The organism is Donghicola mangrovi, assembly GCF_013377535.1.
Classification (GTDB): Bacteria; Pseudomonadota; Alphaproteobacteria; order Rhodobacterales; family Rhodobacteraceae; genus Donghicola; species Donghicola mangrovi.
Genome location: NZ_JABCJE010000010.1, coordinates 34064 through 55042, shown reverse-complemented (window position 1 = coordinate 55042; position 20979 = coordinate 34064). Strand labels below are relative to the sequence as shown.

The window sequence follows — 20979 nt, the reverse complement described above, 5'->3', positions numbered from 1 at the left end:
GGTCTCTGCGGGATTACCAAGCACTCAAACGTGGACCGGCGGGCTTTGGCCCGTACGGACCGGTGTGCTAGTCGGACAGGATCTTAAGACTCCTATGAATGAACCCTTGCTCCCCGCATCGACCAATACCGAAGACCTCGTGGCCGAGGGCGAAGAAACCGAGACCCGCGGGCGCGGACGCAAGAAAAAGCGCAAGGGTGGCAAACTGCGCGCCCGACTAGCCGCGCTGCAAATGGAGCTTGAGGCCGCGAAGGCCAACGGCGGGGAATTCCCGCTTCCTCGGGCAGCACACATGAAGAAGCGCCACTGGGGCCTGATCTTCAGCTTTTTTCTGATCGTTATCGCACCAATGGTGGCATTGAACGGATACCTCTGGACAGTGGCCAAGGATCAGTACGCCTCGATTACCGGCTTTACCGTGCGTAGTCAGGAAAGCTCTGGCGCGAGCGACCTTCTAGGGGGGCTGGCCAGCTTTGCCGGTACCAGTGCGGCATCTGACAGCGATATTCTGTTCGAATTCATTCAAAGTCAGGAGATGGTTGAGGCTGTGCAGGCGCGCGTCGATCTGCGTGCCCATTACAGCCAGCCTTGGTCCGAGGACAAAATGTTCGCCCTGTGGCCCGACGCCACGATGGAGCAGCTGGTCTGGTACTGGAGCCGGATCGTCAAGATTTCCTATGACAGCGGCTCCGGTCTGATCGAGGTTCAAGCCACCGGCTTCGATCCCAAAACTGCGCAGGACGTCACCACAGCGATCGTCGAAGAAAGCCAGACCCGCATCAACGCTCTGAACGAGCAGGCGCGCCTTGATGCCACGCGCTATGCGGACTCGGACCTGCAAATCGCACTGGAACGGCTGAAGTCCGCCCGCGAGGCTCTGACCCAATACCGCACGCGCACCCAGATCGTTGATCCGACCGCCGACATTCAGGGCCGGATGGGGGTGATGAACAACCTGCAACAACAGTTGGCGCAAGCCCTGATCGAATACGACATCCTGATCGGCTCGGTCGGAGATAACGATCCGCGCGTCAAAAAGGCGATGCAACGGATCGACGTGATCAAAGAACGCATCCGCTCTGAACGGCAGAACCTGACCGGCAGCCACTCTGATACGGCGGCGGCGGGATCGGACTATCCGGCGCTTCTGTCCGAATACGAGCGCCTGAACGTTGATCTGGAATATGCCGAGCAAACCTACCGCGCCGCCTTGACCGCCGTGGACGTTGCTCGTGAAAACGCCACCCGCCAGAGCCGCTATCTGGCGACGTATATCCGCCCGACTCTGGCCCAAGAAGCCGAATATCCCCGCCGCTTCGTGATCGGCGGATTGGTTGGCTTCTTCCTACTGCTGGCATGGTCGATCATGGCCCTGATCTACTATTCGATCCGCGATCGCAGCTAAGGCGCAGGAGCATCGGAGACATGATCCGGATCGAGAACCTGACCAAAACTTTCCGGCTGAAGGGCGAAAACAAGGTCGTTATTAACAACCTGTCGATCACCATTCCAACAGGGCGGTCTCTGGCATTGCTCGGGCGGAACGGGGCGGGCAAGTCGACCCTGCTCGAAATGATTGCCGGTACGATGCGCCCCGATAGCGGGCGCATAACCAGCGACGGCTCGATTTCCTGGCCTGTAGGCCTTGGAGGCTCGTTCCACCGTGATCTGACGGGCGCAGAAAACGTGCGGTTCGTGGCTCGGATTTATGGCGTGGACACCGACGATCTTGTCACTTTTGTCGAAGATTTCGCGGAACTCGGGAAATCCTATCACATGCCGCTGCGCAGCTACTCCAGCGGGATGCGGTCACGGCTTACATTCGGCGCGTCGATGGGAATCAAGTTCGACACCTATCTGGTGGACGAGGTTACCGCAGTCGGCGACCGGGCCTTCCGTACCAAAAGTCGCCGCCTGTTCGCGGAGCGCATGGAAAATTCCAGCGCCATCATGGTGAACCACAACATGGCGCAGGTGCGCAAATTCTGCAACGCGGGCATGGTCTTAGAGGGCGGCAAAGCCACCTATTACGACGACCTCGAAGAAGCGATTGCTTTGCACGAAGCGATGCTGAGTTAACAGGCGGCATTTTTCCTGCCATTCCTTTGCAGGTGGTTTTCCAGTACCACTCGGCCCTTCGGACAGGTATACCCACCTTGACCAATTTTACTTCGTTCTTGTGTTCGATTACACGACCGGAACTGTTCGAATTTTGATACAGGAGTCTCGGCTTTGACCGGCAGTGCATCCTCTGCAGACTACACGACGCTGCAAACCCTTATGTGGCCTGAAGCCGGAATTTGCACCGAGCGCACGCTTTATGTCAAAACCGAAGGGCCCGCGGCTGTCTCGACCTCCCGTCGGGAGATCCAGTTTGCGGCGGCGGGGAGTGCGGATTTCGGGCGCTGGTTCAACGCCTTCAATGCCGAGAAATGGAAGAATGAATGTGCGCTGAATGACCTGTCGCTGCTGCTGACGGGTGAGGGTACATTCGAGCTTTCTGTAACGCTCGCGCCGCGCGACCGTTCTTGGGACACCGTCATCAATGACGTCGTGACACTCGACGCCGCAGAACCGCTGCGCATCGACCTGTCCCACCTGCTCTCCGACCCGTTTCCGAACGGACTTCTGTTTTTCAGCCTCAAGGCGATGGGGCAGGGCATGCTGACCGATGCTTGCTGGCAAACGCAAATGGCACCGCAACGTCAGCCCGACTTGGCCATCGCCGTGACGACCTTCAAACGAGAAACCTATGTCCAGCGCACGATCGAACGCTTCCGCACTTTCCGCGAAGCCTCCGAGATCGGTCGCAAAATCCGGATGATCGTCACGGATAACGGTCAGACCCTGTCGGACCTGATCCCCGCCGACAAATTGCCCGAAGGCGTAACCATCGTCCCAAACGCCAACCTTGGCGGTGCAGGGGGGTTCACCCGCGGGTTGCTTCAGGCCCGGGATACCGGTGCCTCCCACTGCCTGTTTATGGATGACGATGCCTCGGTCCATATGGAGAGCATCGAGCGCACCTGGATTTTCCTGGCCTATGCCACCGATCCGACCACGGCTGTCGCCGGTTCGATGATCACCGAAACCCATCGTTGGGCGATCTGGGAAAACGGCGCACTGTTCTTTACCCGCTGCCTGCCGCGATTTATGGGCACGGATCTGCGTTCGCAAAAAGACTTCACAAAGATGGAGTTGGCCGCGAACAAGCCCACCCCGTGGAATTTTTACGCAGGCTGGTGGTACTTTGCCTTTCCCGTTGATTGCGCGGAACATCTGGCTTTCCCGTTCTTTGTGCGCGGGGATGATGTCAGCTTCTCGATCGCGAACCATTTCAACACGGTTTCCCTGAACGGCGTTGTCTCGTTCCAGGAAAGCTTTATCGACAAAGAAAGCCCCCAGACCTGGTATCTGGACCTGCGCAGCCATATGGCCCACCACCTGAGCCTGCCGTCTCTGGAAGTCGGGTCTATGGGTGTGTTGAAGATCGCGGCGTGGTTCATGCTGCGCAATCTGCCACGGATGCACTACGAAACGCTTTCGGCGATCAACCTCGCGATCGAAGACGTTATCGAGGGGCCCCAATTCTTTGATCAGAATGCCGACATGGCGCAGCGCCGCGGTGATCTAAAGGAATTAACCAATGACGAAGCGTGGAAACCTATCGCCCGCGATCAGGCTCTGCCGCCCCGCCGCGATACCCATCCGCCCGTATGGTATCGCCATCTGATGAAGCTGACCCTGAACGGCCTTCTGGTGCCCGGCTTCAACCGTTTGGGTAAAAAGATTACGCTACATGCCTCGGAACGAGGCCATATCGGTTACATGTGGGGCGCCAGCGAAATCACCTATCTGAATACCGATCAGAACAAATACTACACCGTTCGGCATTCCAAAGCGTCGGCTTGGCGGGAATTGCGCCGCTTCTTTGCCAATGCGCACGCGTTCTCGAAGAAATATCCCGAGTTGTCGGTGCAATACCGCCTCGCGTACAATGAATATACCAGCGAGCCTTACTGGCGCGCGAAATTGGGCCTGACCACCCATGCGCAGCCACATCAGGAAGCAGCCGAGTGACTATTCTGAATAAACTAAAACGCTTTCCGCACAAATTCGGACTGCGCAACCGAGACTTGGCGAAGGCCCCGATCAAGCCGAAATTCATTACGCGCATCCAAGAAGCGCCGTTGAATTTGGTGCTGTTTATCGGGCACCACAAGGTTGGCTCGACCTCGCTTCAGGATTATCTGGCGCGCAATGCGGTGAAATTTGCGCGTAGTGGCGTTCTCTATCCCTATGTCGACTTCGAGGGATTGGCCTATCACGCTTCGGTGGCAAACGGTCATCCGACCATTAAAGGCGCCCTGCCGATCAATGTCCGCGAGCCGCATAATGCGCTCGCCTTCCGCATGATGAACGAAGCCGCAGACCGCGAAGTCCCCAGCTATCATGAGGGCCTGCCTTCGCAAGAGCAGATGTTTATTGCGATCCGGCAGCAGGTTCGCATGTTCGAACCCCATACGGTTATTCTGGCGGCAGAGGTTTTCGCCAATTTTGGCGCGGTCGACGCGAAACTCATCAGAATGATCCGCGATCAGTTCCCTAATGCAAACGTAACGATTGTCGCGACACTTCGTAGAATTGATGAATACATCGCCTCTTGGCACGGCCAGCGGCTAAAGTTCGGCCACAAAGTACAAGCGCTTCGCGAGACCGGTGGCATGGGCTATCGCAAGGGAATCCATTTCAACTACCAGCTGATGGTCGAACCTTGGCTCAAAGCTTTTCCCGATGCCCGCGCTATTCTGCGCGACTATTCGGATGTCAGCGCCGCCGGCGGCTCTATCGCGGATTTCTTTGAGCAAACGGGCATTCAGAAACCAGAAAAGCTGCAGAATGAGCGGCGCGTGAACGACTCTCTTCACCGCGCCACCTACGAAATTGCTCGACGGGCCAATCACGAACTCAATCCGGAAAATGCTCGTGAGCTTCGGCATTTCCTGAAATATTCGACCAAAGATTTCGGCTTTCCCCCGAACAAGGACATCGAACTTTTTGGCGAACAAAACCGTCAGAAAATGTTTCAGGCATTCGCCCCCATTGATCAGTGGCTTGGCCATACGGTCGGAGAAGACGCTTTTTTCGCGGATCAAGAGGCCGTTCTACGCTGCAATCCCGTTGCTGAATTAGACGTCGCTTGCGAGACGATAGGCAAAATTCTAGGGTGCAAGAGTGTAAACCTTGATAAGCATGTCCTGGATTTTCTTGCAAAGTGCCGATCCGAATTAGAGAGCGGCACAAATACGCATGAAGGCAGTACCGGTTAAAAGAGAAAGCTGAAAGTAGTCCAGATGGTCAAACAACTCATTTTCCACCTCGGCGACACGAAAACAGGTTCGACTTCGATCCAGAGTGTTCTGAGGGCCAAGGGATATGAGCTGGCAGGGAAAACCATTTTTTACCCGACGACCGGCAAAAACCTGAACCACAATACCGCTTCCCAGACGCTGTATAAGGAAGCTGTTTTTGATCAGCGTGCGAACCGCTTCGGCGCGTTGGAACAAAAGCTCTCCCAAAGCGATGCGGACTACGGCATCGTTTCAGCCGAGTTTTTTCAATACGCGGATCCTGCTGATCTGAAGAAGACGATCGAACAATTTATGCCGAACCATGCGGGCAATGTTCGTCTGATCGCCTATGTTCGCCCCCATGCGGAAAAGTTCTTGTCGTCTTTTTCCACGCAAATGCGCGTCGGCGCACGGCAAACCACTCCGCTTGCATTATTCGAGAAGTATACCGAACTGGATACACTTGATTATGCGCCTCGTTTTAAAAAATGGCGGGATGTTTTTGGTGATGCCTTCACCTTGCGCCTGTTCAGTCGCGAACATTTGCACCGACAGGATGTGCTTCAGGATTTTTTCCAATTTGTGACTGGCGCGGACAAGACGAAAATCACTTGGACGCCCTATAACAACCCCTCGCTCAAAGTCGGTCAAATCGCTTTGCTGCGGTATTTGATCGAGCCCCTTGCCGGAACCGAAAAGCAGGGAAATAAACGTCACCTACGCGGAGAATTGAGCCGCATTCTGGCCCGCAATATCGAGGAAAGCAAAGTCGGCACGGACACCCCCCGTGTGACTATGTCGCGCAAATTGATGGCGCGTTTCGTTAAAAGATACGAAACCGATGCGATCGCGATGGACGAGGCCTTTTTCACCGGCAACCCCATGACGAAGGCGCTTCAAAACGCAAAAACCAAATTGGCGGCACCGCCCCAGTCCTTGCGGGTTGAGGATTATTTCTCCGAAGCCGAATTACGCAGTTTCGCTCTTATGTCCAACGTCCTTTGCACGATGGCCGACGCAGATCCCGCTAAAATGACCTCATTGGCCAGAGCCTTGAGGCTCGAATTAAACCGCCAGAAATAATAGCCCGAGCGAAAATCATGATTTCGAATCCTTTTGGTAAAAAACAGCCCAAATCTGGCAAACCCGCCGAAATCAAAGAGGTAAAGGCACGCGACCCGCGTCCGGGCGAGCAGCCGATCGTTCACAGCTTTGGCTCTTCGGTGGCAGAACTGTTCGACTACATCTTTGGCGAGCAAGATCGTTTCCGGTCCCACTGGGCAAGCGGTTGGTCTGCGCGTGGTTTCTCAAAAAAGGAAAATCGCGACTTCTTCATGGCTTGCATGGATGGATATAGCTCGCAAGACATCATCCTGATGCAATTCGGCTCTGTTGATGTTCAATTCAACGTTGCGCACCGCATGGCCACCGGCAATTTCATGGATCCTGAGGGCTTCTGCCAAGAAGCGGCAAATGGTTTTATCAAGATGGTCGAAACCCTGTACGAAGCGGGTTTCAGGAACGTCTATTGCGTGTTCGCGTCTGCGCCCGTGCCGCTGCCTGCAATCTATTTCCGCAAGAAATTCAACCTGCCGTCAGTTCCGGCCCGCTATCAGGCGCAACTCTTTGCGAGGATCAATGAATTGATCGCCTCAAAGGTGCCGATGATCGACTTGACTAAAACTTTGGCAAACGATCTGGGGCTGTTGAAACAGCCTTATCGCCGGACCTATCGCGATCACCACGCGGACTATATCAAAATTCAGGGAATTGTCTGGGATCAACTGAAGTCAATCGACGGAATTGCGCCTTGCCGCGAAACCTTCTTGACCAAGCTTTACCCCCATCGCCCCAAAAAGATCAAAGCGATGATGGAAAAGTGGGATATCGAGTCCACCGATATCAAAGCGCGCGAAGTGCTGAAGCCCAAGAAGAAAACCGCAGGCACCAAAAAGAAAGCCTGAGACCCAACGATCCAAATAAAAAACCCGGCCGCACCTCTGCGACCGGGTTTTTATTTTGCCCAAAAGGACGAGATTACTCGGCCACGCAGTCTGCGTAATAGCGAACGATGCCGTCCTCACCCTTTTCTTGGACCAGACCGTGAATGTCAGTTTCGAAACCGGGGCATTTCTCGGCGAATTCGCGGTTGAATTTGAGGTATTCAACGATCTTGCGGTTGAACACTTCGCCCGGGATCAGCAGCGGAATGCCCGGCGGGTAGGGCGTGACCAGCGAGGTGGTGATGCGGCCTTCCAGATCGTCGATCGGCACGCGCTGAGTGGTGCGGCGGGCGATGTGCGCATAGGCATCCGACGGTTTCATGGCCGGTTGCAGATCGCTCAGGTACATCTCGGTCGACAGACGCGCCACGTCGTATTTCGAGTAGAGCGCGTGCACGTGTTGGCACATGTCGCGCAGGCCCATCTGTTCCCAGCGGGGCTGCTTGGCGCAGAACTCGGGCATGATCCGCCACATGGGCTGGTTCTTGGCATAGTCATCTTTGAACTGCTGAAGCGACGCCACCAGCGTGTTCCAACGGCCCTTGGTGATGCCGATGGTGAACATGATGAAGAAGCTGTAAAGACCAGTCTTTTCAACAACAACGCCGTGCTCGGCCAGATATTTCGACACGATCGAGGCGGGGATGCCCTCTGCCTCGAAGCGGCCGTCGATGTTCAGGCCGGGGGTGATGATGGTCGCTTTGATCGGGTCCAGCATGTTGAACCCGCGGGCCATATCGCCAAAGCCGTGCCAGCTGTCTTCACCGTCGGACGAGTTCACGCCCTCGGAGTCGGTCTTTTTCAGCTCCCACGCTTTGGAGCGGCCGATGCCTTCTTCTTCCAGCTCCTCGGGGCCCCAGACCTCGAACCACCAATCGTCCTCGCCGAATTCCTCGTCGACCTTGCGCATAGCACGGCGGAAATCCAGAGCCTCGGCGATGCTTTCTTCGACCAGCGCGGTCCCGCCCGGAGGCTCCATCATCGCAGCGGCCACGTCGCAGCTGGCGATGATCGAATACTGGGGCGAGGTCGAGGTGTGCATCAGGTACGCCTCGTTGAACAGGTGCCGGTCCAGTTTGGTTTCCTCGGCGTCCTGCACCAGAACGTGGCTCGCCTGCGAAATACCGGCCAGCAGTTTGTGCACCGATTGGGTCGCGTAAGTCACCGATTTCTTGGTCCGGCCCCGCTTGCGGCCCATCGAGTGATAGGTCCCGTAGAAGGGGTGGAAGGCCGCGTGAGGCAGCCAAGCCTCGTCAAAGTGCAGGTTCTCGACGTAACCGTCGAGCATCTCTTTGATGGTTTCGGTGTTATAGAGAACCCCGTCATAGGTTGACTGGGTCAGGGTCATGATGCGCGGCTTCACGGTCTCGGGGTCGACACCCTCGAGCAGAGGGTTCGCGCGGATCTTGGCCTTGATGGTTTCGGGCTCGAATTCCGACTTCTGGATCGGGCCGATGATGCCCCAGTGGTTGCGCGTCGGCTTCATGAACACCGGGATTGCGCCGGTCATGATGATCGAGTGCAGGATCGACTTGTGGCAGTTGCGGTCCACCACAACCACGTCACCGGGGGCGACAGTGTGGTGCCAGACCATCTTGTTGCTGGTCGAGGTGCCGTTGGTCACAAAGAAGCAGTGGTCCGCGTTGAAAATCCGCGCGGCGTTGCGCTCGGACGCGCCGATGGCACCGTTGTGGTCCAGAAGCTGACCCAGTTCCTCAACCGCGTTGCACACGTCAGCGCGCAGCATGTTTTCACCGTAGAACTGGTGGTACATCTGGCCGATGGGCGACTTCAGGAACGCCACACCGCCCGAGTGACCGGGGCAGTGCCACGAGTACGACCCATCCTCGGCGTAATCCAGAAGTTCGCGAAAGAACGGCGGCTGGATGCCTTCGAGATAGCTTTTGGCCTCGCGGATGATGTGACGGGCCACGAACTCGGGCGTGTCCTCGTACATGTGGATAAAGCCGTGCAGCTCGCGCAGAATGTCGTTCGGCAAGTGGCGCGAGGTTTTGGTTTCACCGTAGATGTAGATCGGCACATCGGCGTTCTTCCAGCGGACCTCTTCGATAAAGGTGCGGATGTTCAGAACGGCGGGGTCCAGATCGGGGCCGGGGGTGAATTCCTCGTCGTCGATCGACAGAACGAATGCGCTGGCGCGGGACTGCTGCTGCGCGAACTGGGACAAGTCCCCGTAGCTGGTCGCCCCCAGAACCTCGAAGCCTTCTTCCTCGATGGCCTCGGCCAAGGCGCGGATGCTGGAACCCGACGAGTTTTCGGACCGGAAGTCCTCGTCGATGATAACAATGGGGAAGCGGAATTTCATGGAAGTCTCCTGCCGGCAAACAGCGGATCGGGAACAAGCGGGCGCGGCGCGCACTCGTGTTGAATCAATCGCCCGAAATCGGGGTCGTTCCCGTTCTTTCGTTTTGCATCCCTACAGTCAAGGGTAGTGTCCCGAGTTCACATTATTGCGCATGTGGCAGGCCGCCGGATCGGTTGAATTCGGGGACGGGGGCACGCATACTCCGGCTGTTTCCAAGGCGGAGGGTAAGTTGCGCCGGATTGTTATCCTGCTGCTGTTTCTGGCGTTTTCTGCGCTGGTTGCGCCCGCCACCGGCGGGGCCACAGGAATGGGGCATGATACCCCTCAGGCGGACTGTCTGCATTGCCCCGATGACGCCGGTCACCAAAGCTGCGGGGCGATGGCCCTGTGCGCGGCCTTTTTGCCGCCCTTGGCGCTGATGGCCGCAACCTTCACCGCAAACAGCCGCCCTATTTTGCGCGGCCCTGACGCGGTTAGGTCCACCGAAGCGCAGCCCCGAACGGAATTGCCCCCTCCACGCCTGTGAACCCTTTTTCACCAATGCAATTTTATCCCACAGGACCCGAAATGAAGAAATCTGTACTCTTGGCCGCAGGCGCTGGCCTGATCGCCATCGCGGCCTTTGTCGCCCTAAAGCCCGAACCGCGCCCCGCCACCCCGCAAAAGGGCGATGCGCTGGTGGAAATCACCTTGCCCGCCTCTTTGGGGGCCGAGGCCGCGATGGGCAAAACGGCCTTTGACGCAACCTGCGCAACCTGCCACGGCGAGAATGCGACGGGCCGCTTGGGCATGGGCCCGCCCCTAATCCACAAGATTTACGAGCCCTCGCACCACGGAGACATGGCCTTTATTATGGCGGTGCAGAACGGCGTGCGTGCGCACCATTGGCCGTTTGGCGACATGCCGCCCCAGACCGGCCTGACCCAAGCGGATGTGAAGAACATCATCATCTATGTGCGCGAAGTGCAGCGCGCCAACGGCATCATGTAACGCAGGGCAGGGCGGGTGCGTCCCGCCCTATACCTCAATCGCCAGGGACACTTTCACGGGGTCCAGCACCACCAAAGACCGGAAGCTGTAGACCAGCTCATTCTCGGAAAAGAGCCGCCGCGCCAAGGCATCAAAGGCCGCAATATCCTGCACATGCACGATCACGATGAACCCGCCGTTTCCGCCCACGTGATAGCACTGCTGCACCTCGGGGGCGTCGCGGAACTGCTGCTTTAGCCCGTCCAGCACAACGGCGCGGTCGCTGGCCGAATGCACCTCGACCATCACAGATGTTCCCAGCCCCAACGCCGCCGGATCCACCACTGCGATATTCCCGCGAATAACACCCGCGCTTTCCAGACGCGCAATCCGGCGCTGAACGGCGGGGGCAGACAGGTTCACTTGCTCGGCGATCAGACGCTGAGGGGTTTTGTTATCCTGCTGCAAAATCCGCAGAATCGCGCGATCCTTGTCATCCAGTTCAGCCTCAGGCCGAGCGGTTGGTGTGCCCATTGTTCGTTCCGTGCAATTTTGCTGCGTCAGAGGCGCTTCAATTCAGCGCAAATTTCGTCACGATCTAGGTAGTTTGGCCGTCATAGTCCAAGCATTTCAAGACCCACCCGAGGCCCGAATGACCCATGCCAGCCCCACCCCTCAGGCACCGACCGGCCACGCCGCGCTGCCCTATCTGTTTCTGGCGGGCTCGCTGACGGTGCAATATGTCGGGGCGGCCGGGGCCAAGTCCCTGTTTGCGCTGACCGGATCGGACGGAGCCACCACCCTGCGTGTAGGGTTCTCCGCGCTGGTTCTGGCGCTGGTTTTCCGTCCGTGGCGCCATGTGCCAAAGGGCCTCGACCTGCGCGCCATCGCGATTTACGGACTGACCTTGGGGGCAATGAACCTGTGTGTCTACCGGTCCATCGCGCTGATCCCGATCGGCATCGCCGTCGCGATCGAGGTCTGCGGCCCCCTTGCCGTCGCCCTTGCCGGATGCCGCAGGGCGCGCGATCTGATCTGGGTGGTGCTGGCCGCCACGGGACTGGTCCTCTTGCTGCCCATCCATGGCAGCGACCAGCCGCTTAGCCTGACCGGCATCGCCTATGCCTTTGGCGCGGCGTTTTTCTGGAGCATGTATATCGTCTTTGGCAAACGCGCCTCTCGCTTGCCCGCCCGTCAAACCCTGTCGTGGGGCATGATGATGGCGGCGGCGGTCACAGTGCCCTTCGGGATCGCCAATGCAGGCCCCGCCTTGCTGGAGCCCCATATCCTGCTGATCGGACTGGGAGTGGCGATGATGTCCAGCATTCTGCCCTATTCGCTGGAGATGCTGGCCCTGCGCCGCCTTGACGGGAACGTGTTCAGCCTGATCGTCAGCAGCAGTCCGGCGGTGGCAGCCCTGTTCGGCTTTGCCCTTTTGAACGAGGCGCTTACCCCCCTTCAGTGCATCGCCATTGCCTGCGTGATCGGCGCTTCGGCAGGCAACACGCTGACCGCCAAACGCTGAACCAAAAAGGGCGGACCATCGCTGGCCCGCCCCAGTTCATTGAGCGGCTTAGTATTATGCAGCGCCATCCAAGAGCGCGTTCGCACGCGCCACAATGGCCGCGCCGTCATGGCCCGATGCGTTCAGCTTCTCGATCCACTTGTCATAGATCGGAGCCGCCTTCTCGCGCCATTCGGTCAGCGTTTCCGACGGGATCTCGCCGATGGTGTTGCCCTGATCGATGACCACCTGCTTGCCCTTGGCTTCGAAGGTGTCAAACTGTTTGCCGATCCGCTCGGACAGAGCCATGCCGGAATGGGCATCGATCACGCCGCGCAGATCGTCGGACAGACCTTCGTAAGCGCGCTGGTTCATGATCAGCGCAAAGGTGTTAGCATAGAGACCACGCTCCGCAGGCGCAGGCGCCGAGGTGAACTTGGTCAGTTCCTGCAGTTTGAAGGCGGGCACCACCTCGTAGGGCAGGCAGCAGCCGTCGATCACGCCGTTCGACAGGCCCACAACCATCTCGGTCACGGGAAAGAACACGGTCTCCGCCCCGAGCGAGGCCAGCAGTTCGCCGGTCGCCTGGTTCGGCGCGCGCAGCTTCAGGCCCTTCAGGTCTTCGGTGGTTTTGATCAGGCCGTTGCGGGTGTGCAGCTTGCCACCGTCATGGGTGTGGAAGGCCAGCGTCTTGATGCCGTCGTATTCGCCCTGACCGAATTCATCCATCAGCTTGTGCATGACAACGCTGGTCTTTTCGGCGTTGGTCACCATGAAGGGCAGCGCCAGAGTTTCCGCTACGGGGAAACGGTCGGGCGTGTACACGGGCAGGGTCCAAGTGATGTCGCAAATCCCCTGACGGACCTGATCGGCCAGCTGCGGCGGCTTGCCCCCCAGCTGCATCGAAGGATAGAGCTGCACCGCAATCGCGCCGTTCGAGGCATCCTGAATCTCTTTGATCCAAGGCTCGAAGAACTGGGTGTTCATGGGCGCGGGCGCGGGCAGCATGGCGTGCAGCTTTAGCGTTACCTCGGCGGCGTTCGCCTTTTTCAGATAGGCGGGCAAGGCCACGGCTGCGCCGATCCCTGCCATCACGCTGCGGCGCGTAAAATTGGTCATTTGGTCTTCCTCCCTATAGGTGCCGGCCTGTTACCGGCCGGATCAGTTGCCCGCATTGTGCGGGGCTTTTCGTCCGGCCCGTGGGCCGAACGGGTGCAGCTCTGCCTCCTCAAACAGGTGCTGCGAAACTTTCGCGGGTCATGGGCGTTGCCCCCGCCATCCGCTTGCGGGCCATCATGTGGACCTTGGCATTGTTAACCGTTTCTACGGCGGTGACGATATCCCCTTTCAGACGTATCACACTGCCATCGGGTAAAATTTCTGCGCTATCCTCGGGACGGGCAAGTCCGGCGATCTGAAGTTTCCAGTCCGCTTGATCCGACCAGAACCACGGCACCGCATGATAGGGCGCCGACGGCCCATGCACGATGCGTTTCGCAATAAGGCGGGCGTGGTCGGCGGCGGCCTGAACACTCTCTAGCCGGATCAGGTGATGAGAGCGGTGATCGGGAAAACTTGCGCAATCCCCAAGGGCCGAAATCGCCGGATCGCTGGTCAGTAGTTGGTCGTTCACCAGAATGCCATTCGCGACTTCAAGGCCGGCCTCCCACGCCAGTTCGGTATTCGGGCGCACGCCCGCGGCCAGCAGGATCAGGTCCGCATTCACCCGCCGCCCGCTGGACAGGGTGAACCCCACCGCATCAATCGCCGTGACCCCATCGCCTAGAATAATCTCGGTCCCCATCTCGCGGTGCTTGGCGGCAAAACGTTCGGACATCGCAGGCGACACCGCGCGCGCCATCAGACGCGGCGCGGCCTCGGCCACGGTCACCTCGCGGCCCAAGCTGCGGGCAACGGCAGCGAACTCCAGCCCGATGAACCCGCCGCCGATCACACCGACCCGCTGCACACCATCCAGCGCCCCGCGCAGGCGGGCCGCATCGGCCAAAGTGCGCAGGTCCAAAGCGTGCTCGATCCCCGGAATGGGGGGCCGCAGGTTCCGCGTGCCGGTCGCAAGGATCAGATGATCATAGGGAAATTCCGTGTCCCCGCAGACAACCACCTGACGGGCGCGGTCGATCCGGTCCGCTCGCAGGCCAGTCCGCAGGGTGATATTCTGCGTCTCATAAAACGCGGCGGGACGTAGGGCCAAGGCCCCCTCGTCCCCCGATTTCAAATAGGTCTTGGAAAGGGGCGGGCGCTGATAGGGCAGGCCCGCCTCCTCTCCGATCAGCAGGACAGGCCCGCTGTATCCTTCGCTGCGCAGGCTGGCCGCGGCCTGAAAGCCGCCCTGACCCGCGCCGATGATCACCACTCCGGACAAATCTCAGGCCTCGGGCAGGTGAACGACCAGACCATCCAGCGCGTCGGTCACCTTGATCTGGCAGGTTAGGCGGGACGTCGGGCGCATCTCGGCCTCGGCGCAGTCCAGCATGTCCTCTTCGCCGTCGACCCGTTCGCCCGTGGCATCGGTCCACGCATCATCGACATAGCAGTGGCAGGTGGCACACATCATCGCGCCGCCGCATTCTGCGAAAATCCCGTCGATGTTGTTGTTCAGGGCCGTCTGCATGACGCTATCCCCGACCGTAGCCGTCACCGTCTGCGAGGCCCCATCGGGCTGGATAAAAGTAATCGCGACCATGGAAAAATCCTCTTAGTTCAATACGACGGGCAGGTTCAGCGGCCCGCGGAAGCCAAAGCCGCTCCAGATCACGGCGTCCGGATCGGGCAGGCTCATGTTCGGAAAGCGGTCAAAGAGAAGGGGCAGCATAATCTGCCCAAGGGTCCGCCGCGCCACATGGGCGCCCGCGCAATGGTGCGGCCCACTGCCAAAGGCCTGATGGGGGTGCTTGGCGCGGAACACATTGAAGTTTTCGCCGTCTTCCCAGATCGCCTCATCGCGGTTGGCCGAGGCTTGGATGGTCATCACCGTCTCGCCCGGCCCGACCAGCACATCGCCGATCTGGACTTCTTGGGTGGTGCGGCGGCCCGACACCTGAATGGGGGCGACCCAGCGCACGCCTTCCTCGAAGGCATCGATCCACGCGTCCTGCCGTTTGACCTCCTCCAGTTGGTCGGGGTTCGTGAGCAGTCCGTAAACGATGGTCGCCAGCGCATCGCGGGGCTCGTTGATGCCGCCGCCGATGGCGATTTTGATGTTGGCGTACATCTGGCTCATGGGGATCGGGTTTGCCGCGTTCAGCATCACCGAAAACGCCGAGTTATTCGGCTGCTCGCGGTGGCGCGGAATGATGCGGGCGAACAGATCGTTCATCTCGGCGTTGGCTTCGTCGGATTTGCGGAACAGCTCGGGATCGCGGCCGAAATTGCCCGCCCCGTCGATCAGCCGCTGGGACCAGCGCTGCATTTCATCGTCGCTCGCCTCTTCCAGACCCAGCATATGGGCCAGAATGCGCGCCGCCACCGGACCGCACAGGGCCGAAAACAGGTCAACCGTCTCGCCTCTTGGCAGGCGGCTGACGTAATCCTCGGCCAGCTTCTGATAGAGGTCGGCCCAATCGGTCTTGATCACCTTGGGGCTAAAGGACGCCTGCATCGCCATGCGTTCGGCGCGGTGCTCTGCGCCATCCTTGCGCATCAGGGTGTGCGCCTGAAAGGCAGGCTTCATCGGGGTCATCGGATCGTCCGAGCTGAACACCTCGGGCGTTTCCTTGATCCACTTGGTGTGTTCCGCGCGGGTCACAAAAATCCGGTTGGTCTGCGCCACGCGCACCACCGGCGTTTCGGCCCGCATCCGTTTGTAGATCGGATAGGGGTCGTTGATCAGATCGGCCAAAGAGACCGTATCATTGACGGGTATATCAAGCATCGCGCCCCTCCTCCCAAAGGTGCAGTGATGACAGGACACCCCGAATGCGCGTATCAATCAATGCGATGAGGTAGATCACCATCATCGAAAAATCCGATCATGCTGGCAGGGGAGGGCCACATGACCAAACCAATCGACCCGATGGCCGTGGATTTTCGCGCCCTGCAAGTGCTGGTGCGCGTCTATCGCCTGCAATCCTTCACCCGCGCCGCCGAGGATCTGGAGGTCAACCAGTCCGTCGTCAGCTACACCATCGAAAAGCTGCGGGGCGTGTTCAACGACCCCCTTTTCGTTCGCGAGGCCCGATCCCTGATCACCACCCCCCGCTGCGAAGAGGTCGTGACCGAGGCCTTGGATATGCTGGCGCGGTTCGATCATCTGGCCTCGGCCCGTGCGTTCGATCCGGCGCGGACGGCGGGCACGATCACCATCGCCTGCAACTACTATGAGCGCGTGATCATCATTCCCGACGTGGTCCACGCGATCCGCGCCCAAGCCCCCAACCTGAAGATCGAGATTGTGGATTCCAGCTATCTTGGCCACGACCGCCTGCTGCGGATGGAGGCGGATTTGCTGATCGGCCCCTTCGAACAGCTTGGGGCGTCGTTCTATGGGCGGAAACTCTATGATGATCGCTATGTCTGCATGATGGACCCGGCGCATCCGAGGGCGGGGCAGGACCTGAGCCTTCAGGACTATCTGCCGCTGGACCACGTCTACATCACCTACGGCGGCAAGTGGAAATCCCGATATATGGCCGAATTGGACCGGCTGGGATACGACTTGCCCGTGGCCATCCGCGTTCCCAGCCCCGCCGGTATCCAGAACCTGATCGAGGGCACTCACCTGATCGCCACCATCCCCGAGCGCCTGTCCCGCAAGATCGGCAGTGGCCTGCATATCACCGCCTGTCCGGTGCCGACCCATATCGACATCCAGCTGGTCTGGACCGCCCGCACTCACAACGCGCCGATGCACAAATGGGTGCGCGAACTGGTGTTCCAGCAGTGCCGGATGATCACCAACCAATGGGACTAGCCCCACAAAACCGTTGACGGAAGAAACCGCCCGACCCACCTTGACCCCGTGCGGAGAGGAGCCGCGCGCTCTACCCCACAGGCAGGATCATCCGCAGTGCCCCAAGCAGGCTGCGGGCCGCAAAACGGCATTGGCAGACAGGACAAGACCCATGGCAAACCCACTCTATGACACGCTGTTCGGACGGCATCGGGGCAGCACCAAGCCCTTTCTGATCCTGCCGGACGGCGGCACCCTGACCTATGACGGCTTTCTGAAGATGGCCGCGCAATACGCCCATGCCTTGGCGGCCTGCGGGTTAGAGGCAGGGGATCGGGTTGCCGTCCAAATCGAGAAATCCCCGCAATATCTGGCGCTCTATGCTGCGGCGGCGCAGGCGGGGGTGATCTTTCTGCCCCTGAACACGGCCTATACCCCCGATGAGCTAAGCTATTTCGTTGAAAACAGCGGGGCCAAACTGCTGGTCGGCGATGACAGCAAACGCGACGTGCTGGAACCGATGGCCGCGGGCCTGGACGCACGGTTCGAGACCCTGAATGCCGATGGCGCAGGCACCCTGACCGATATCGCGAACGCCTCGCCCACCGAATTTCCGACCGTTGATCGCGGCGAAGGCGATCTGGCCGCGTTCCTATACACCTCGGGCACCACGGGCCGCTCCAAGGGCGCGATGCTGAGCCAAGGGAACCTTCTGTCGAACGCCGCGACCTTGGTGGATCATTGGCGCTTTACCGAAGGGGACGTGCTGATCCATGCCCTGCCGATCTTTCACACCCATGGGCTGTTCGTCGCCACGAACGTGATCCTGTCGGCGGGGGCCTCGATGGTCTTCTTGCCCAAGTTCGATCTGGACCGGATCATCGCTGCCATGCCGCAGGCAACCACGATGATGGGTGTGCCGACGTTCTATACCCGCCTGCTGGGAGACGCACGGTTCACCCGCGAATTGGCGCAGGACATGCGGCTGTTCATCTCTGGCTCCGCGCCGCTTCTGGCCGACACCCATATCGCGTTCGAGCAGCGCACTGGTCACCGCATTCTGGAACGCTACGGGATGACGGAGACCAACATGAACACCTCGAACCCGTATGGCGGCGATCGCCGTGCGGGCACCGTTGGCCCCGCTCTGCCGGGGGTCGAGGTCAAGGTCACCGATCCCGAAACCGGCGCCCCTCTGCCCACCGGCGAGGTCGGCATGATCGAGGTGCGCGGCCCCAATGTGTTCCAAGGCTACTGGCAGATGCCCGACAAAACCGCGGCTGAGTTGCGGACGGACGGGTTCTTTATCACCGGCGATCTGGGAACGATCAGCGAGGATGGCTATGTCACCATCGTCGGGCGCGGCAAGGATCTGATCATCTCGGGCGGGTTCAACATCTATCCCAAGGAAATCGAGCTGGTTCTGGACGAACAGTCCGGCGTTCTGGAATCTGCGGTGATCGGGGTGCCCCACGCCGACTTTGGCGAGGGCGTGTTGGCCATTCTGGTCCCCAAACCCGGCCAGACCCCCGATGTCGAAGCGATCAAGGCGCAGGTCACCACGTCGCTGGCGCGGTTCAAACATCCCCGCGCCTATGTGGTGATCGACGAGCTGCCGCGTAACACAATGGGCAAAGTGCAAAAGAACGTCCTGCGCGACACCTACAAGGGGGCGTTCACGGCCTAAATCCGGGTGACGGTGCGGGCCGACAGGGGCACGACCAACACCAGAACCGCCAGCAGCCAGAAGGAAAACGTCAGGCTGCTGGCATGGGCCACAAACCCTATGGCGGCGGGCCCCAATAGAACGCCTGCATATCCCGTGGTCGTCACAGCGGCGATGGCCATGCCTGCGGGCATGATCTTTTGCCGCCCCGCGATGCTGAACAGCACCGGCACAATGTTGGCCGCCCCGATCCCGACCAGCGCGAACCCTGCCATGGAAACCATCTGCGCGGGGGCGAGCAGGATCAGCGCAAGACCGGCAAAGGTGATCAACCCGCTGGCGATCAACACTTTTCTGGATCCAAAACGGCTGACAGTCCGGTCACCGGTCAACCGGCCCGCCACCATGGTCACCGAAAACACCATATAGCCAAAGCCCGCATTCGTGGCGCCCGCCAACCCGCGCTCGATCTGGACAAGGGCGCCCCAGTCCATCAGCGCGCCCTCGATCAAAAAGGACACCGCCGCGAGGCCCGCCACCAGCAGCACCAATCCGCGGGGCAAGGCAAAAGCTTCGGGCGCGTCCGCGCGGGCGCGCAGCAGGCGCGGCGCGGTCAGGGCCAGAACGGCCAGCGCCAGCACTGTCCCGACACTCGCCGCCTGCAAGGGGGACACGCCGAACGTCAGCAACAAGGTAATCACGCCGGACCCGACAAACCCGCCCACACTGAACAGCGCGTGAAAGCCGGACATGAGGGGACGGTTTTCGCGGTTCTCAACCTCGACCGCGTGAATATTCATCGACACGTCAAGCGACCCGAGGCCCGCCCCGAACAACAGCAGCGCCCCCGCCAGCGTGGGCACAGAGCCAGCCAGAACAAGCAGCGGCAGCACCAACGGCATCACCAGCCCCGCCAGAATGACCATGGACCGCGCACCGTTCCGCGCCGCCAGCCATCCGGTCACCGGCATCGCAATCAGCGACCCGATCCCCAGACACAGCAGCAGCATCCCGAACAAGGCCTCGTCCGCGCCGACATTCGCCTTGGCGAACGGCACCAAGGGCGCCCAACAGGCCGTGGCAAAGCCAGCCTCGAAAAAGGCAAGCCGAGTGGCCAGCCGCGCAGGGGCAGTTTCAGGATAATGCATGATGGACCCGACCCGTTATTTCCCGCCCGAATACGCGACTCAAAGCGCTTTTGATGGAAATGATAACGTTTGCATCGGCGATCTGGCAATCAGCATTCCTGTCCGCTTCGCACATGAAAAAAGGCCGACCGGTTTCCCGATCGACCTTTTGCTGTCACAGCGACTGCGCGTCAGACTTTTTCTGTGAAGAAGCTATCGACTTCGTTCTCGGCCTTCTCTTTGGTCCAGCCGTATTTCTCTTGCAGCTTTCCGACGATCTTGTCGCGCTTGCCTTCCATCTCGGTGACTTCGTCATCGGTCAGGTCGCCCCATTTCTCTTTGGCGCCGCCTTTGAGTTGTTCCCATTTACCTTCGATAATATCCCAGTTCATTGTTCAAACTCCTTTGGTCATCAGATGCTTGAACAACGCGCGGGCCGCAGGCGGGTTCCGGAAATCGGCCCCAATCTTTTTCTCCAAAGGGCGGGAACCCGCCGGCCTAGCGGTGGGTTTCGATCCCTAATGCCCGCAGTTGCGCGTCGACGAAATCGGTCTCTTCGGCGCTCAGGACACGGTGGCGCGGGTATTCGGGTGCGGCGCGGTCATCCTTGATCGGGGCATCCCAGCCATCGGTGGTTTCAAAGAACCGCAGGGCGCCAGCCTCGCCGAATTCGCGCAGGTAGCCCTGGATCACCACATCCAGATAGCTGAGCAGAATGGGATGCCGCAAATCCGGCACCTCGAGGCTTTGGGGCACCGCATAGATCGCCACCTCGATGTCGCGCTCGACCGGATGGGTCACCTGATGGGTCGCGGGCAGGCGGTCATAGCCTGTCTCGCGCGCGTCCAAGGCCACCCAGTCGCCGTTCGGCACATGGGCGATCAGCCCCTCGATTTCCGTTTTATCGCAGGGGATTGCCGTCAGAAAAGGCGCCGGATGCAAGGCCGTGTGCCGCCATGTGCGCCGCCAGCCGGACACCTTGGCGCGGTGTGCGTCCTCATAGACATGGGTGGTGCGGTTCACGAGGCTGCCGTAGCCGAAAAAGAATGGATCTGCCATGAGGGCAGAAGTGGGCCTTTCGCGGGGAAACGTCAACTCCCTCGGACGGATGGTTGCGCAGGGCT

At 59.7% G+C, this 20979-nt stretch carries 21 protein-coding genes; 12 read left to right on the top strand and 9 right to left on the bottom strand.

What is annotated here, in order from left to right; all coding sequences use genetic code 11:
• Positions 1-94: 94 nt before the first annotated feature.
• The 6 genes from HJ536_RS16515 to HJ536_RS16490 all read left to right on the top strand — a co-directional run bounded on the left by HJ536_RS16515 (position 95) and on the right by HJ536_RS16490 (position 7315).
• Positions 95-1405 carry a KpsE/RkpR family capsule polysaccharide export protein gene (locus tag HJ536_RS16515; protein ID WP_228028766.1) on the top strand — a complete coding sequence of 437 codons (1311 nt, stop codon included), beginning with the start codon at positions 95-97 and terminating at the stop codon, positions 1403-1405.
• A gap of 20 nt (positions 1406-1425) precedes the next feature.
• On the top strand, positions 1426-2079 hold the full coding sequence (locus HJ536_RS16510) for an ABC transporter ATP-binding protein (protein WP_177158561.1): 654 nt from the start codon (positions 1426-1428) through the stop codon (positions 2077-2079).
• A 153-nt stretch (positions 2080-2232) separates the two neighbouring features.
• Complete coding sequence (locus HJ536_RS16505) at positions 2233-4080, top strand: glycosyltransferase (protein WP_228028765.1); 1848 nt, start codon at positions 2233-2235, stop codon at positions 4078-4080.
• Positions 4077-5330, top strand: coding sequence for a hypothetical protein (locus HJ536_RS16500; RefSeq protein ID WP_177158560.1), 1254 nt, complete (start codon positions 4077-4079; stop codon positions 5328-5330). Before HJ536_RS16505 ends, HJ536_RS16500 begins: the two co-directional genes overlap by 4 nt.
• Positions 5331-5354: 24 nt before the next feature.
• Positions 5355-6434, top strand: coding sequence for a hypothetical protein (locus HJ536_RS16495; protein WP_177158559.1), 1080 nt, complete (start codon positions 5355-5357; stop codon positions 6432-6434).
• Between the two features lie 17 nt (positions 6435-6451).
• Entirely contained in the window at positions 6452-7315 is an 864-nt protein-coding gene (locus HJ536_RS16490) for a hypothetical protein (RefSeq protein WP_177158558.1), read from the top strand.
• Positions 7316-7388: 73 nt separating this feature from the next.
• Here the strand turns inward: HJ536_RS16490 and HJ536_RS16485 are convergent, their stop codons facing one another.
• On the bottom strand, positions 7389-9680 hold the full coding sequence (locus HJ536_RS16485) for an arginine/lysine/ornithine decarboxylase (RefSeq protein WP_177158557.1): 2292 nt from the start codon (positions 9678-9680) through the stop codon (positions 7389-7391).
• A 229-nt stretch (positions 9681-9909) separates the two neighbouring features.
• Here HJ536_RS16485 and HJ536_RS16480 point away from each other — a divergent pair, with 229 nt between their 5' ends.
• Both HJ536_RS16480 and HJ536_RS16475 read left to right on the top strand, forming a co-directional pair.
• Positions 9910-10206: a hypothetical protein gene (locus HJ536_RS16480; RefSeq protein ID WP_177158556.1), complete on the top strand. Its 297-nt coding sequence runs from the start codon at positions 9910-9912 to the stop codon at positions 10204-10206.
• Between the two features lie 41 nt (positions 10207-10247).
• Positions 10248-10670 carry a c-type cytochrome gene (locus HJ536_RS16475; RefSeq protein ID WP_177158555.1) on the top strand — a complete coding sequence of 141 codons (423 nt, stop codon included), beginning with the start codon at positions 10248-10250 and terminating at the stop codon, positions 10668-10670.
• A 27-nt stretch (positions 10671-10697) separates the two neighbouring features.
• On the opposite strand, the gene HJ536_RS16470 is transcribed toward HJ536_RS16475, so the two are convergent.
• Entirely contained in the window at positions 10698-11183 is a 486-nt protein-coding gene (locus HJ536_RS16470) for an Lrp/AsnC family transcriptional regulator (protein ID WP_177158554.1), read from the bottom strand.
• Between the two features lie 118 nt (positions 11184-11301).
• On the opposite strand from HJ536_RS16470, the gene HJ536_RS16465 reads away from it, so the two are divergent.
• Positions 11302-12174 (top strand): EamA family transporter, encoded by an 873-nt coding sequence (locus tag HJ536_RS16465; protein ID WP_177158553.1) that lies wholly within the window; start codon positions 11302-11304, stop codon positions 12172-12174.
• Positions 12175-12228: 54 nt separating this feature from the next.
• On the opposite strand, the gene HJ536_RS16460 is transcribed toward HJ536_RS16465, so the two are convergent.
• From HJ536_RS16460 to HJ536_RS16445, 4 genes are all read right to left on the bottom strand, one after another.
• On the bottom strand, positions 12229-13272 hold the full coding sequence (locus tag HJ536_RS16460) for a TRAP transporter substrate-binding protein (RefSeq protein ID WP_177158552.1): 1044 nt from the start codon (positions 13270-13272) through the stop codon (positions 12229-12231).
• 109 nt (positions 13273-13381) lie between these two features.
• Positions 13382-14527: an NAD(P)/FAD-dependent oxidoreductase gene (locus HJ536_RS16455; RefSeq protein WP_338082454.1), complete on the bottom strand. Its 1146-nt coding sequence runs from the start codon at positions 14525-14527 to the stop codon at positions 13382-13384.
• A gap of 12 nt (positions 14528-14539) precedes the next feature.
• Entirely contained in the window at positions 14540-14857 is a 318-nt protein-coding gene (locus tag HJ536_RS16450; RefSeq protein WP_176854661.1) for a 2Fe-2S iron-sulfur cluster-binding protein, read from the bottom strand.
• Between the two features lie 12 nt (positions 14858-14869).
• Positions 14870-16045 carry a cytochrome P450 gene (locus HJ536_RS16445; protein ID WP_176854663.1) on the bottom strand — a complete coding sequence of 392 codons (1176 nt, stop codon included), beginning with the start codon at positions 16043-16045 and terminating at the stop codon, positions 14870-14872.
• 120 nt (positions 16046-16165) lie between these two features.
• On the opposite strand from HJ536_RS16445, the gene HJ536_RS16440 reads away from it, so the two are divergent.
• Together HJ536_RS16440 and HJ536_RS16435 are read left to right on the top strand one after the other, a co-directional pair.
• Positions 16166-17083, top strand: coding sequence for a LysR family transcriptional regulator (locus tag HJ536_RS16440; protein ID WP_177158550.1), 918 nt, complete (start codon positions 16166-16168; stop codon positions 17081-17083).
• A gap of 151 nt (positions 17084-17234) precedes the next feature.
• On the top strand, positions 17235-18749 hold the full coding sequence (locus HJ536_RS16435; RefSeq protein WP_177158549.1) for a malonate--CoA ligase: 1515 nt from the start codon (positions 17235-17237) through the stop codon (positions 18747-18749).
• Here HJ536_RS16435 and HJ536_RS16430 read toward each other — a convergent pair.
• Positions 18746-19876, bottom strand: a complete 1131-nt coding sequence (locus HJ536_RS16430) for an MFS transporter (protein WP_177158548.1) — start codon at positions 19874-19876, stop codon at positions 18746-18748. The genes HJ536_RS16435 and HJ536_RS16430 overlap by 4 nt on opposite strands.
• Here HJ536_RS16430 and HJ536_RS16425 point away from each other — a divergent pair.
• Complete coding sequence (locus tag HJ536_RS16425; RefSeq protein ID WP_177158547.1) at positions 19875-20063, top strand: hypothetical protein; 189 nt, start codon at positions 19875-19877, stop codon at positions 20061-20063. The two genes, HJ536_RS16430 and HJ536_RS16425, sit on opposite strands and share 2 nt — an antisense overlap.
• Here HJ536_RS16425 and HJ536_RS16420 read toward each other — a convergent pair.
• Both HJ536_RS16420 and HJ536_RS16415 read right to left on the bottom strand, forming a co-directional pair.
• Positions 20047-20247, bottom strand: coding sequence for a CsbD family protein (locus tag HJ536_RS16420; protein WP_176854670.1), 201 nt, complete (start codon positions 20245-20247; stop codon positions 20047-20049). The genes HJ536_RS16425 and HJ536_RS16420 overlap by 17 nt on opposite strands.
• Positions 20248-20353: 106 nt before the next feature.
• Positions 20354-20914: a gamma-glutamylcyclotransferase family protein gene (locus HJ536_RS16415; protein ID WP_177158546.1), complete on the bottom strand. Its 561-nt coding sequence runs from the start codon at positions 20912-20914 to the stop codon at positions 20354-20356.
• Positions 20915-20979 lie beyond the last annotated feature (65 nt).